General features: G+C 68.3%; 12 protein-coding genes and 2 pseudogenes. 7 read left to right on the top strand and 7 right to left on the bottom strand.

Going from position 1 to position 12610, the window contains the following annotated elements:
• The first annotated feature begins 32 nt into the window (after positions 1-32).
• Together GWI24_RS29895 and GWI24_RS46965 are read left to right on the top strand one after the other, a co-directional pair.
• Positions 33-371: a hypothetical protein gene (locus GWI24_RS29895; protein ID WP_374103355.1), complete on the top strand. Its 339-nt coding sequence runs from the start codon at positions 33-35 to the stop codon at positions 369-371.
• Positions 372-385: 14 nt separating this feature from the next.
• A pseudogene (locus GWI24_RS46965) lies at positions 386-553 on the top strand (transposase); the annotation flags it as partial.
• 208 nt (positions 554-761) lie between these two features.
• Here GWI24_RS46965 and GWI24_RS46385 read toward each other — a convergent pair.
• Positions 762-1370 carry a TetR/AcrR family transcriptional regulator gene (locus GWI24_RS46385; protein WP_210949006.1) on the bottom strand — a complete coding sequence of 203 codons (609 nt, stop codon included), beginning with the start codon at positions 1368-1370 and terminating at the stop codon, positions 762-764.
• Between the two features lie 108 nt (positions 1371-1478).
• On the opposite strand from GWI24_RS46385, the gene GWI24_RS29880 reads away from it, so the two are divergent.
• From GWI24_RS29880 to GWI24_RS29870, 3 genes and pseudogenes are all read left to right on the top strand, one after another.
• Positions 1479-2210 (top strand): VC0807 family protein, encoded by a 732-nt coding sequence (locus GWI24_RS29880; RefSeq protein ID WP_210949005.1) that lies wholly within the window; start codon positions 1479-1481, stop codon positions 2208-2210.
• Positions 2207-3337: an agmatine deiminase gene (aguA, locus tag GWI24_RS29875; RefSeq protein WP_210949004.1), complete on the top strand. Its 1131-nt coding sequence runs from the start codon at positions 2207-2209 to the stop codon at positions 3335-3337. Before GWI24_RS29880 ends, aguA begins: the two co-directional genes overlap by 4 nt.
• Before the next feature lie 1206 nt (positions 3338-4543).
• Positions 4544-5798: pseudogene (locus GWI24_RS29870) on the top strand (transposase).
• 29 nt (positions 5799-5827) lie between these two features.
• On the opposite strand, the gene GWI24_RS29865 reads toward GWI24_RS29870, so the two are convergent.
• From GWI24_RS29865 to GWI24_RS29855, 3 genes are all read right to left on the bottom strand, one after another.
• Positions 5828-6640 (bottom strand): hypothetical protein, encoded by an 813-nt coding sequence (locus GWI24_RS29865; RefSeq protein ID WP_308344131.1) that lies wholly within the window; start codon positions 6638-6640, stop codon positions 5828-5830.
• 243 nt (positions 6641-6883) lie between these two features.
• Complete coding sequence (locus GWI24_RS29860) at positions 6884-8116, bottom strand: DNA/RNA non-specific endonuclease (RefSeq protein WP_210949002.1); 1233 nt, start codon at positions 8114-8116, stop codon at positions 6884-6886.
• A 264-nt stretch (positions 8117-8380) separates the two neighbouring features.
• Positions 8381-9364 (bottom strand): helix-turn-helix domain-containing protein, encoded by a 984-nt coding sequence (locus GWI24_RS29855; RefSeq protein WP_308344130.1) that lies wholly within the window; start codon positions 9362-9364, stop codon positions 8381-8383.
• 164 nt (positions 9365-9528) lie between these two features.
• Here GWI24_RS29855 and GWI24_RS29850 point away from each other — a divergent pair, with 164 nt between their 5' ends.
• A complete protein-coding gene (locus GWI24_RS29850; RefSeq protein ID WP_210949000.1) occupies positions 9529-9948 on the top strand; it encodes a hypothetical protein in 420 nt (139 codons plus the stop codon).
• A gap of 425 nt (positions 9949-10373) precedes the next feature.
• The gene (locus GWI24_RS29845; RefSeq protein ID WP_210948999.1) at positions 10374-10532 is read left to right on the top strand and encodes a hypothetical protein; all 159 of its coding nucleotides are present in this window, start codon (positions 10374-10376) and stop codon (positions 10530-10532) included.
• A 152-nt stretch (positions 10533-10684) separates the two neighbouring features.
• Here GWI24_RS29845 and GWI24_RS29840 read toward each other — a convergent pair whose 3' ends face one another.
• From GWI24_RS29840 to GWI24_RS45645, 3 genes are read right to left on the bottom strand one after another with little or no spacing between them, the layout of a single operon-like run.
• Positions 10685-11602 (bottom strand): NADP-dependent oxidoreductase, encoded by a 918-nt coding sequence (locus GWI24_RS29840; RefSeq protein WP_210948998.1) that lies wholly within the window; start codon positions 11600-11602, stop codon positions 10685-10687.
• 54 nt (positions 11603-11656) lie between these two features.
• Positions 11657-12091, bottom strand: coding sequence for a nitroreductase family protein (locus GWI24_RS29835; RefSeq protein ID WP_308344129.1), 435 nt, complete (start codon positions 12089-12091; stop codon positions 11657-11659).
• Positions 12088-12285, bottom strand: coding sequence for a nitroreductase family protein (locus GWI24_RS45645; RefSeq protein WP_247617053.1), 198 nt, complete (start codon positions 12283-12285; stop codon positions 12088-12090). Before GWI24_RS45645 ends, GWI24_RS29835 begins: the two co-directional genes overlap by 4 nt.
• Between the last annotated feature and the right edge of the window lie 325 nt (positions 12286-12610).

Genomic DNA, 12610 nt, shown 5'->3' with positions numbered 1-12610 from the left:
AGGTGCTGACCGATTGAGGACCGGAGTCCTCCATGTCTCAGACCGCCGCGTCGTCTGTGTCCACCGCACCTGTTGGCGTCACGGCGCGGCAGGGGAGGGAGTGCGCTCCTCTGCTGCGGAGGGTCAGGGGAGAGGGGCTGCTGGGGCGTCGCAGGGGCTGGTACGCGCGGATGATCAGTGTGAACCTCCTCGCCCTGGCCGCCGTGGTGACAGGGTTCGTCCTCGCCGGGGACGCCTGGTGGACGCTGCTGCTCGCCGTGCACATGGCGGGAGACATGGCCGTCGGCGGGATCGTGGGGAGCTTCACCGGTGGTCTGGCGACGCGCAAGCTGAAAATCGACTTCGCGGGCAAAGCCTCCCACGCGCAGTAGAGGACGTCGGCGTCGCCCGGGTGGGCGGACACGAACGACACCTGGCCGTACGGCACGGCCCAGTCGAGGTGAGGGTGCCCCGCGACACCGCCGGCCCCCTCGAGCCGCAGCTCGTCAAGAAGCGTCAGCGCCACCTGACCGGCGTCGACGAGATGGTGCTCTCCCTGTCCGCGAAGGGCATCAAGCCTGCTGGGAAGCATCGCCCAGTGCCGAAGGGTGTACCTGCCTCGACGGCTCATGCCGCCCGTGCCGGGTAGCGGGGGCTGATGTCGCGCCGTTCGGTGGGCCGGGCCGTGCGGCGGGTCAGCCGCCTGGTCGGCGCGCGGCCGTTCCTGAGCGCCGTCGCGCTTGGGCCGCGGGGAGGGCCCCCGGAGCCTGCCGCGCGTGCACCTATATGTCCGGGTGCTCGGACTCGTTTGCTGCGCCGAGCAGTTGGGTCAGGTGCCGGTGCAGGACGGCCCGGATGGTGTCCGGACTCAGGCGGTCGGGGTGGAGCGTCGCGCCAAGGGTGAGTCCATCGAGTACTGCGGCGAGATGCTCCGCCGCCACCGGATCGTCCACGCCCAGACGGTGCAGCAGACGCCCGGCGACGGCCCGCAGCCCGTCGTGGAGTTCGGCGGCGATCTCGCCCAGGGCGGGGTCGGTGCGGGCAGCCGCGACGAAGTCCAGCCAGACCGCGGTCTCGTCGGCGCGCGCCGCGTCGAGCGGCAGGAACTGACCCGCTACCTCCTGCGCCACCAGGTACGGGTCGTCCCCGGGGCGCCGCCGCTCCCGCTGGGCCGCCACTCGCAGATCCACCCGGCGCACCATCTCGCGGGCCGCGGCCATCAGGAGCTCGTGGTGGCTGGCGAAGTAGTGCCGTACGGACCCGACGGCGAGGCCTGCCTCGGCGGCGACGTTCCGGAGTGTGGCCTGCTGGATGCCGCCGCGGGCCACGACCCGGAAGACGGCGTCCACGACGTCGCGGCGGCGCTGCTCGGGATCCACCATCTTCGGCATCCGGCTTTTATAGCACGACCGTGCTACGATTTATTTAGCACGAAGGTGCTAAATAAATGTGGTTGACGCCGCAGCCCACCGTCCCGGCGACCAGAATCAGGAGAAACCATGGACCCGTCGGAGCCGACCTCTTCGCCTTCAGTACCGCAGTCGGCCCGGCCGTCGGCGCCCGCGCGCCTGCGCCGCCTCGGCCGCCTGGCCCGCTTGGCCCTCGACCTGGGCATCTCGCCCCTTGCGTACTACGGCTGCCTCCTCGCGGGTCTGGCCACACTCCCCGCGCTCCTGACCGCGACCGGAGTGGCGGCCCTCTGGCTCGCCGCCACCGTCCTGCACGACCGGCGTGCCGACGGCCTGGCCCTTGCCATGCTCCTCATGTACGGATTTTCGGCCGCCTTCGCCGCCGTGACCTCCGAACCCCAGCCGCTGCTCCTGCGTGACCCACTGATCAGCGCCCTCGCCGGATTCGTGTTCCTCACAAGCTGCCTCACCGCCACGCCCGCCACCGCCTATCTGGCCAGCAAGCTGCACGGTCAACCGTTGCACGACCCGATCCTGCTCCGCGCGCACCGCACGGAGACGCTGGTATGCGGTGCCGGACTCATGGCAGAGGCCGTGGCGCGTGTTCTGCTCGTGCTGACCCTGCCGGTGTCCACGGCCGCCTCGCTGACGCCACCGCTGGAATTCGCCGTCCTCATCCCGCTCGTCGTGTGGATGGTCCGCCACCGCAGGAACGCGCGCACCCGTATCACCGCCCACGTGCCTTCGCGGACGCGGGACCCCGAGCCCGCGCCACCGTCGGTCGCCTTCGTCCTCGAACGCCATCGAGGGGGTGCGCGATGAGGACCGTGGACAGCACGCCCGCCGCGGACGGCTTCCGCATGCCGGCGGAATGGGAGCCGCACGACGGATGCTGGATGGCGTGGCCGCAGAACGGTTACGTCTGGCGCGAAGGAGCCCGCCCCGCGCAGCGCGCCCTCGCGGCCCTCGCCAACGCCGTCGCGGACACCGGGGAGGCAGTCACCGTCACGGTCACCGGCGACCAGTACGCACACGCCCGCTCCCGCCTCGACTCCCGCGTCCGCGTGGTGGAGACGACCAGTTGGCTGGGCTGGGCCCGGGACATCGCCCCCACCTTCGTGGTCGACGGCACCGGGCGGCGCCGCGGCGTGGACTTCGCCTTCAACGGCTACGGCAACCGCTATCCGTACTGGGCCACCGACGACCAGTACGCCCAAAGGGTGCTCGACCTCACCGCTACCGACCGCTACCGCGCCCCGCTCGTGCTGGAGGGCGGCTCCTTCCACGTCGACGGGCAGGGAACCGCCCTAGTCACGGCCGAGACCCTGCTCGACCCCGCCCGCAACGACGCTCCCTCACGCACCGCCATGGATCACCTCATGGCGGCCTATCTCGGAGTGACCCGCACCGTGTGGATCGAGTGGGGCCTCGCCTACGACGGAACGCGCGGTCACGTGGACAACATGGCGTGCTTCGCGGCCCCCGGGGTGGTCTGTCTGACCTGGACTGACGACACGAGCGACCCCCAGTACGAGCGCAGCGCACGCGCCTTGGAGGACCTGAGAAACGTCCAGGACGCCAGAGGCCGTACCCTCCGGGTGGAGAAACTTCCGCTGCCCGGCCCGCTGTACGCCACCGACGTCGAGCTTCGAGGCATCGACCGTCACGGCATCCCGACCACCGGCACCGTGCCGCGCCCCCGGCTCGCCGCCTCCTACGCCAACTTCTACGCCACGGAAGACCACCTCTTCGTCCCCCTGCTCGACCCCGAACACGACGACGAAGCCCTCGCCCGCCTCGCCAGGATCCACCCGCACCACACGGTCGTCGGCCTCCCTACCCGCGAACTCCTCCTCGGCGGCGGCAACATCCACTGCGCCACCCAGCAGATACCGAGCAGCGGTGCGGTGGCGACGGGTCCTGGCAGTGGAGCCGGGCGGCGCCTATGACCCGAACCATTCGTACGCCAGGAATCCGTCGAACACCCTGTCCGGTGAGCGAGTCGGCGTGGGGCGCGCGTCGCCTCCCACGCCGGACCGGACGGCTTCGGACGCCCAGTGACGGCCACGACTCGGTTCTCAGTGCATAGAGGCCGGCGTGCGGACCGCCGAGCGGGCCTGAGAGGGGTCTTCAGCAAGACGCATGAGGCGTTCTGGGCCGCGGCGAAGGCCAGGTGCGGCGACCGCGAAGGCACTCAGATGCTGATCGAGCGCCCGGTGAGTCTCGACGCTCCTGACCACCGTCCCTAGCGCTGTTCGTGTGGATGGCTCTGCCGCAGTAGCAGGCTGCCGAGCGCGGTGCGTCGGTGCAGGACCGCCTTGCCGGCGCGGGTCGTGGAGACCAGCCCGGCGCCGCGAGGGGATGTCGTGTGGGCGGAGACCGTCGCGGCGCTGACGCGCAGGCGCCGGGCGAGTTCTGTCGTGGTCCGCAGTCGGGCCGCGGTGGGAACCCGGGTCCGGCGGGATAGGTGACCGCGACCGGGCGGTTCGGGAGGTCGGACAGCAGCGGCCCGCCGGACCAGTGGAAGGTGGGCAGGAGAAGCAGCCCGCGCCCGCCGAGGTGGACCTCCCGGGGCCTGCCCGGGATCTCCCAGACCCCGCCGCGCAAGCGGGCGCCGGGCAGCAGCCCGGCCAGCAAAGAGCCGACGCCTCCTTCGACCAGTTGCACCGCCCGACGCAGGAACTCGGCATGGTGCAGGTCCTGCACCTGCGCCCGGACCGGACCGGACCGAGCAGCACATCGAACGCCACACACTGAGCGCGGTGGATCAGGCGCCGGTTTTCGGAGTCACCTCGGTGCAGGTCGCGGACCCACGCCGGCGCAAGCGCCCGCGCGGATGCATAGACGTGTTCCACTTCGACGCTGACCACCCCGGCTGGGACCGCGTGGATGTGTTCCAGAGCGTCCGGGAGGGAGTCCGCCAGCACGTCCAGGAAACTCGGAGCCTGCCCGTCCGGGACCAGGTCCGCGAGCGGGAGAACCGCCGGGGGCAGGGAACGCAGCGCCCTGCGCCGCCAAGGGCCGTGGAGCAGGTCGCCGTCCTGGCGGCACATCATCGCCAGCGCCACGTTGAGCTCCTGGAGCGGAGCGGGACAGCAGGGCGGCCGTTCTTCACGCTTCGAGGTGTCGAGCAACGTCGCGTGAAGGAACGGCTGATGGTGAGGAGTCTCGCCCCTGAACAGTCCGCTGACGCCGCGTTGGGTGTCCTGTCCCACTTTCGTGTCCCGTTCTACGACTGCCTCTACACCCGGGCGGATGCGCTCTTCGAGCTGACCGACGCGGTGCTGTGCTCGGACGGCCCGGTGACGTCGCTGGTCGTGTTGACGCTCACGGCCGAGCACCGGCGTGGGCGCGGGGCGATGTACGACGCGGTCAACCACGGCTGGCTGGAACCGCGCTGCCTGCGCAGGCTGCTGGCCTCCACGCCGCTGCCGCGTGCCGCCGACGGGCGGATCGTGCTCGCGGTGGACGTGAGCAACTGGCTGCGGCCCGACGCCCCCACCAGCCCGGAGTTGCTGTTCTGCCACGTCTACGGGCGGGGCCGCAGCGCGGATCAGTTCATCCCCGGCTGGCCCTACTCCGTCGTCGCCGCGCTGGAGAGGGGACGCACGTCCTGGACGGCTGTGCTGGACGCGATCCGGCTGGGGCCGACCGACGACGCCACCGCGGTGACCGCCACCCAGCTGCGCGAGGTGGTCACCCGGCTGGTGCCCGCCGGGCAGTGGCGGCCGGGCGATGCGGACATCCTCGTCGTCGTGGACACCGGCTACGACGTCACCCGCTACGGCACGGCCGAAGCACTCGCCTGGGACCGGATGCACCCCCGATTGCAGGCCCGTGGCCCCTGGCTCGACCACTGCGGTGAACTCCCTTTGATCCACGGCAGGTTGATCCGGCTGAAGGTCGAGTGCCTGCCCGGTGACCGCGACCCGAAGCCGGTGTGGCTGTGGTCCTCGCGCACCGGGATGACCGGAGCAGACGTCGACCTGCGCTGGCAGGCGTTCCTCCGCAGGTTCGATCTTGAACATACCTTCCGGCTGTTCAAGCAGACCCTGGGCTGGACCGTGCCGAAGGTCCGCGATCCGCACACTGCCGACCTGTGGACGTGGCTGATCATCGCCGCGCACACCCAACTCCGGCTTGCCCGGCCTCGCCGAGGATCTTCGCCGCCCCTGGGAGCGGCCGGCGCGGCCTCGTCGGCTCACCCCTGCCCGGGTCCGCCGGGGGTTCCGCCACCTCCGCGTGAAGACCGCCCGTCCCGCCGACGTGCCCAGACCCTCCAAGCCCGGACCCGGACGCCCACCTGGCTCGAAGAACCGCAGGTCAGTCCCACGTCACGAGCCTGGGAAGACCGTGAAACGAATCGAAACGCTCACCGAACACGTCCGCCTGAAACAGCCGCAAGGTTAATGATCAAGCTTAGCCCGCGTGGCAGAAGTTCACTGGATCAGGCCGGTGTGAGCGTGGTCGGGCGATTCCGGGCAGGTGTAGAGCTGCAGATCGTAGCCTCCGCCGACCTCGACCATGGCCGGGTTCGCCGGGTCAGGGTCGGTAACGTACGACGTGACGTGGGCTTGGTCCTCGTACGGGACCCAACTGCGCGTGGCGGCGTCCCATTCGGCTGAGGCGATGGTCAGAAGCGGGTCCATCTGCCCATCGCACGCAGGGCAGAACTGGGGGTCCGGGTCGGTGAGGCCCCAGCGCGTCCAGCCGCCGACCTTCCAGCCGGGGGAGACGGACAACTCGTTCTGATAGAACTCTTCCGGGGCGAGCACGTAGGAGTTGTCCGGAATGGCACCTGCAGACCGCCAGTTACTCCGGTCCCCCAGCAGCTCCTGTACGTCCTCGCTCAACTCCAGGGCGTTGGGGTACTCGGTTATCTGTTCCGGGGAGAGCAGGCAGGGTTCAGGCACGTAGTCTTCGAACTGGACTGCGGCCGGTTCTGGGGGCACGGTGAGGATGTCGGTGATCGCGATGGCGGATCGCCAGAACAGCGCGGTTTGGGGCTTGGGCTCCGGGGGGTGGTCGAAGGGGCACCACAGCACCTGGAGCAGGTCGGCCTGCCCGGGCGGGTCCAGCAGAGGGATGTCGCGCACGTACAGCTGAGCCACGGGCAGCATAGCGACCGGCTCTTCGGGCCATGGATGGCCGGCGTCGATCCGGTCAACGATCGCCGCCTCCTCGCGCGTGAACTGGAAGTTGCCCTGCGATCGGCTCGCTGCTTCTGCTCTGATACGCCGCTCCAGTCGCACGTCCCCTGGCGTTGTGGCCGGATGTCCGTCCGGCTCGTGCGGGCCGTCGCAGTAAGGCCAGGGCACGTCGGCTGGCCATAGCAGCGGTCCGCCGACGGAACTGGCGTACGGCGACGGCGACCCGGCGCGAGGGTGCAACCGGGTCGCCGTGCGTGCCAGTGGAGCCAGCTGAGGAAAGACCGCGGCGACATCGACCGGCCGTGGCGGGGTAGTGCGGGTCATCCTGGCTCCCGGAGGTGCGAATCAGTTTCCGAGGTTGAGGTCTTTACCGGTCTTGTTCTCGGTGTTCGCGACACGCTCGTTCGTGAAGAGCGGGTCCTTCTTACCGTTCGCACGCTCAACCGTAGCGCTCATGATGACAGACTCGGGGATCGTACTGGTGAAGAAGTACTGGTAGTTGGGCGACACCTGGTACTTCACCGCGTCGTTCGACCCGATGCGCCTCACGGCCTTCTTAACCTCCGCCTCGTAGTGCCGCATGCTGTGCTTTCCGACGTTCATCCCGGAGTGAAAGCACGGGACGAGGTTGGCCTGTCCGCCATCCTCTATCTGGCCTTTTCCACCGAGGGTGCTGGCGATCAGGTGGCAGCGGGAGATTTTGGTTCCGGGCGCGTGCCTGTCGACGAACAGCTCCGCGTCGCGCAAGCCGGTGATGTCCCCGCTCGCTCGGCTGCCCTTTTCGAGCGGCTTCCCCAAGCAAGCTGTGGCCTGGTCCGCCCGGTATCCGGGCCCGTCCGGCGGGTTTGTGGTCTTGTTGCGCCACGGGACCCATTGGGTGGTGTTGCGGATCCATCCGTTGCGGGAGGAGACGGCTCCGTCCGGTGTGGACTTCAGGCAGTCGGCCTTCGCCTCGGTGAGGTGCTTCGTTTCGGTGGGGCCGCCGCTGTAGCAGATCACGCCGATCCAGAGAACCGCGAAGGATGCTCTGGGGGCGACCTTAGCTGTGTAGTTTCCCTCCCCTTGGTTCTGGCTGCTTTGATACCGGCCTTCCCAACTGCTCCGGTAAGCCAGCGTGCCGACGCTGTGGTAATCGTGGGAGTAGCCGGGACCGCTGATGTCGGCGATCCAGACGTAGCTGGTGGCCGGTGTCTTCAAGTCGAACCCCGTGCGCATGGAGACGGGGTGGCCGTTGGACTTCCTGCCCAGCGTGACGTGGGAGCTTCCGCAGGGGCCGTGCACCCTGCCCTTGGGACGGGGGGCCTTGGCATCCTCGGCGGCGCGCCGCATCACGCGGTTCTTATCAGATGCCGGGATGGAAATGGTCTTCCCGTTCTCCAGCTGCACTTTGACGTTGCCCGCACGGTCGGGGGTGCGGGTGATGAGCTTCGTCACCCGCACCTGGGTCATCTTGGCCGTGGCGGTGTGTTCTGAGGAGCCGTTCGCGGCGGTGCTGCTGGGGGCAGGTTGATCGGCTTGACCGGCGGGCGCGGCGGTAGCTGCCGAAGTGCCACCAAGCGTGATGGCGATCGCCGTCACGACCCCCGTCACCCCCGCCAGGCCGCGGCGTCGTCTGCGCGACTTCGCGTCGGGCCCTTCACGGTTACGGCGTGCACCTGTCCTGATCATATTTCTGCCCCTGGTCACATCCGATTGATGGAGGTTCTTCTGCCGGTTGCCGGAAAACGGCAGGGCGTCTCCCCATGGGGCGGTCCTCTGTACCGCTCTCCCTCTTGGACCGGCAGTACCTCGCCAGAATGCAGAGCTGCTTCTATGAAGTCGTTAGCAGGGAGTGCGCAGCGATTAGCAATGCGTCTCGCACTGGATGCCGAGTGCTCGGTGCCGGTAGTCCCTGGGCGGCATGCCGTAGTGGGCGCGGAAGGCGCGGGTGAAGTCGGCGGCGCGGGTAAAACCCCAGCGAGTGGCGATCTGGTGGATGGTGGTGTGGCGCAGTGTGGGGTCGGTGAGATCGCGGCGGGCGCGTTCCAGGCGTTGGTGGCGGATCAAGGCGGCGACGGTGGTGGTGCCTTCTTCCCGGAAGAGGCGGTGCAGGTGGCTGAGGGAGATGTGGTGTGCGGCGGCGATTGCGCGGGGTGTGAGCTGGGGGTCAGCAAGGTGCTGCTGGATGAAGGAGTGGATGTGCAGGGTCAGCGTCCGCCAGCGGGATTCCGGGGTCAGGGCGTTGTCGGCGTGGAGTTCGTGGGCGATTAGCGCGGACACCAGGTCGAGCACGATGGTCCCGAGCCGGGGGCCGTCGGAGGGCTGAAGAGAGCCGGTCTCCGTCGTGATGTGGCTGATGCACTGCGCCAGCAGGGCACCGAATCCTTCCCGTGCCGATATCCGGTGCCCGAGCAGCTCGTTGGCCCCGTTCCCGGCCAACGCCAGCATCTCCTTGGGAACTGCGACGCCCACCGCCTTCACCGGGCCCCGGTCGTTGACTGCGTGGGAGTCGAACGGCCGCGAGAAGTCGACCATGCTCAGGTCACCAGGACCATGTGTGGTCTGCTGCTCCAACTGGCTCACGCCCACGGTCCCGCGCTCGACGCACAGCACGTGGAGCAGCTCGGGATCGGATCGCCGGATCAGCTTGGGAGTCCGGTGAAAGTGCACCGACTGGAAAGTCGTCGGCCGCACCTGCACGGCGCCGAGCTCCAGCACATGGATGGATGCCTCGAAGCCGTCAGCGTCGTCGTCACTGCTGATGTCCATCGGCACGACCGTCTGGACCATCAGCTCACGCCAGTAGTCGAACCGGTCCGCGACAGGTACATCCTCGCTTCGGAACACCGTCTCGCACTCCATGGCTCTCGCTGCCCTCCTGTGAGTCGTGTCCCACCTCGCCTTCCCAGTCTTGAAGTGAGCACGGCAGCAGTAATTGGCCACGGATGTATGCACGCTTCGTCTGCTGACTCGTGGGAGAGCCTTGGGAATCAGAAACACGCTCCCGTCCCATGAGCACCGCGATGGCTTCCTGGCGGGAGTTGCTGCTGGCCGCCCTGGGCGAACAGGCGACGATCAATGTGCGAGAGGCGTTGGCCGTGTCCATGGGCCGCGTCCCCTCCGCAGGCGAGATTGCTGCAGCCCGTCGGGCCGCGCGCAGGATCGCCGAGGACGGGAAAGCGGTACTGATGACCCTCCACCCAGGTCAGGCCGAAGGCGCCGACCGCTGGAGATGGGGGAGGCAGGCAGTCCTCCACCTGACGGTGGACACCCAAGTGGTCACCGAACTCCCGTACCGGGCTGAGGTCGCTGCCAGTAACTGGGAAGACGTCATCAACGAAGGCAAGAGACGCACTCAGCAGATGATCGACAACGACCCGCTCCTCTCCTCCTTCCTCTCAGCGGGCGCGCACACGCCGAGGAGGGGCTGACGCGCCCCCGGAAATCACCTTCCGGGGGCGGAACTCGAGCGGGGCTGGCGAACAAGGGCGAGTGTCAACGGCCACTCACTTCGGTTCTGATCCACTTCTTGGTGGGGCGGTGACGTAGCGTCACAACAGGCTGGAAGGATGGCCGTTCGTGTGATTGCAGCGTGTTCTCGACGGCGTTCTCCCATCTGTCCTCCGTGGTGGGTGGACGAGGTCAGAGCGGACAGCGGCGGGATAGCCCTCACGGCGCGAACAGCGACGCGCGAGGCGGCTTGTCCCGACTGCGACGCTGTGTCCGGCCGTGTCCATGGCGGTTACCGGCGGCGCCTTGCCGACTCCGCGGCGGCTGGACGGGAAGTCGACGTGGAGCAACGGAGCTCGTTGGTACAGGCAGTCGTCCAAGACAGCTTGTCCCGCAAGGAGCTCCGTTGCCTGTTCATTGTGTCTCGCCGTCGGCGCTGACGGCCATCACCCGTACGGTGACTGTGGCCGCGGGCCGGTTCGCTCCCGGACATCTGGGAGAACTGACGCTCATCATGCCGTTCGAGCTGGTCGACGCGGTCTTGTCCGAGACCAGGACCGTGTAGGTGGCGTCTGCCGCATGGCGGTCACGAACGGCGGCGGTCGGGCCCGATACGGCCGGCGAGCGCGGTGAGTTCGGCGGCGTCGCGGCCGAGCCGCTTCATCTCGCACACGGTGAGGATGACCCGCCCGCCGGTCGGACTGTGGCCGTCACTGCCTACGGGCGTACGCGGATGACTGTCTTCCCGTTGCGTCGCGTGGTCGGGTTAAGGGCACCGACGGCATCATCGAGGCTCGCGACGGCATCGATGTTCGTCCGCAGCCGTCCGTCCCGCACCCGCTGCACGATCTCACCCAGTTCGGCACGATCGGCCTCGACGACGAAGTCGACCGCCAGGCCGTCAGCGGGCCGCGCCTCGACCGGGCCGACGACGGACACCAGCGTTCCTCCGGCCTTGATCAGGGCAGCGGACCGCCTCTGGATGTCGCCCCCGATGACATCGAAGACCAGATCGACGTCGCCGACGTCTTTGAGCGCGTCGTTCTCGAGGTCGACGAACTCATGCGCGCCGAAGTCGAGCGCCTTCTCACGGTCGGCGGCGCGTCCGGTGCCGAGGACGTAAGCGCCGGCCTCACGTGCGAGCTGGGTCACCATCGTCCCGACTGCCCCGGCCGCGCCATGGGCGAGGACGGTCTGGCCGGCCTGAAGGCGGCCGTGCTGGAACAGCCCCTGCCACGCGGTCAGACCTGAGATCGGCAGGGACGCGCCTACGGTGAAGTCGACGTCGCCGGGCAGCGGCGCGAGGTTGCGTGCTTCGATCGCCACGTACTCCGCCAGGGTGCCGTCGCGGTGCCAGTCGGCCAGGCCGAACACCCGCTGCCCGACCGACAGCCCCGTCGTGCCGTAGCCGAGGGCGGTGACCACTCCGGCCAGCTCGTGGCCCGGGATCGACGGTGTCTTGTCACGGCCGGCGCGATCGGCCCAGGTCGATGGCCACTCGGTCTCAGTCGGGACGAAGCCCGATGCATGGATCTGAACGATGACGTCGTTGATCGCCGCGGGCGGCTCAGGCCGCTCCGTCAGCGTCATCCCGGCCGTTCCCGCGGCCTGGTCGGTTACCACAATGGCTTTCATTGAGATTGTCCTCTTCCTCGTAGGTGTTGTGGGTTTTGGTTTCCAAGTGGGTGTTTAGACGAAGGTGAACAGCTGGTCGGGGTCGAATCGCGAGATCGGAGTGGTGTACTGCTTCTTGGGGTCGGGGTAGCCGAGGGCCAGCAGCAGCGTCGTGCTGTGTCCGGGCTCGCGGATCTTGAACGCCTTGTCGACGCTGGTCGGATCGAACCCCTCCAGCGGCGTGGCCTCGACGCCGAGCTCAGCGGCCGCCACCATGGTCAGGCCCACCGCCAGGCAGGTCTGCTTCTCCATCCAGTGGTTCAGGTCCTTGTAGCCATAGTTGCGCAGGTTGAGGAAGTCTCGGGTCATTGATTCCCACAGATCCTGCTTTGGCAGGTCAGGGAACCGGCCGTCGCCCCTCTCCTTCGTGAACACCGCCTCGAGATGGCTGTCAGGCACATCTGCCCGGGTGGTGAGGATGACGGTGTGCGACGCGTTCAGGATCTTCACGCCGTTGTCCTGGAACCGGTCGCCCAGGTTGTTGGCGAGCCGCTCTTTGCCTTCGGGCGTGCGAGGACGTAGAAGTGGTTGGCCTGTACGTTCACCGACGAGGGCGTCGAGCGCAGGAACCTCAGCAGCAGCTGAAGTGTTTCCTCCGGAATGGTCTTGCTGGGGTCGAAATACCTGGTGAGGTGCTTGTTCATGAGCTTGTCGAGTGGTCTTCGGTCGTGGGCATGACTTTGGTTGGAGTCGTGCTGTTGGCTGAGTCCAGGAGGGGAGGGTTTGCGGGTCGGGGGTGGTGTCTGCGGGTTTTCCGGTGATGTTTTGGGTTGGGGGGAGACTGCCGGCCTGGCAGGTTCCTGTGCGCTGTTCGGCGTGGGCGGTGCTGTGGTCGTGTCCGTGGAGGCGTTCTTGGTGGAGTTTCAGGTGTGTTGGTGGCGGGCGATGATGGTCCGGTCCGGCGGGGTGGACTTTCTGTGGTGGTGGCGGTTCCTTTCCGGCTGGGGGTGGCCTGGGATCGGGTGATGC

This window comes from Streptomyces sp. MK37H, from assembly GCF_018035285.1.
Lineage (GTDB): Bacteria > Actinomycetota > Actinomycetes > Streptomycetales > Streptomycetaceae > Streptomyces > Streptomyces endocoffeicus.
Note: the sequence above shows the minus strand (reverse complement) of the source record. Positions and strands in the feature narration are given on the sequence as shown.

Bases quoted from the DNA above. Each gene is read 5' to 3' on its own strand.
- GWI24_RS45645 (WP_247617053.1), bottom strand. From the start codon at position 12,285: ATGAACAAGCACCTCACCAGGTATTTCGACCCCAGCAAGACCATTCCG.
- GWI24_RS29840 (WP_210948998.1), bottom strand. From the start codon at position 11,602: ATGAAAGCCATTGTGGTAACCGACCAGGCCGCGGGAACGGCCGGGATG.
- GWI24_RS29850 (WP_210949000.1), top strand. From the start codon at position 9,529: ATGAGCACCGCGATGGCTTCCTGGCGGGAGTTGCTGCTGGCCGCCCTG.
- aguA (WP_210949004.1), top strand. From the start codon at position 2,207: ATGAGGACCGTGGACAGCACGCCCGCCGCGGACGGCTTCCGCATGCCG.
- GWI24_RS29895 (WP_374103355.1), top strand. From the start codon at position 33: ATGTCTCAGACCGCCGCGTCGTCTGTGTCCACCGCACCTGTTGGCGTC.
- GWI24_RS46385 (WP_210949006.1), bottom strand. From the start codon at position 1,370: ATGCCGAAGATGGTGGATCCCGAGCAGCGCCGCCGCGACGTCGTGGAC.
- GWI24_RS29880 (WP_210949005.1), top strand. From the start codon at position 1,479: ATGGACCCGTCGGAGCCGACCTCTTCGCCTTCAGTACCGCAGTCGGCC.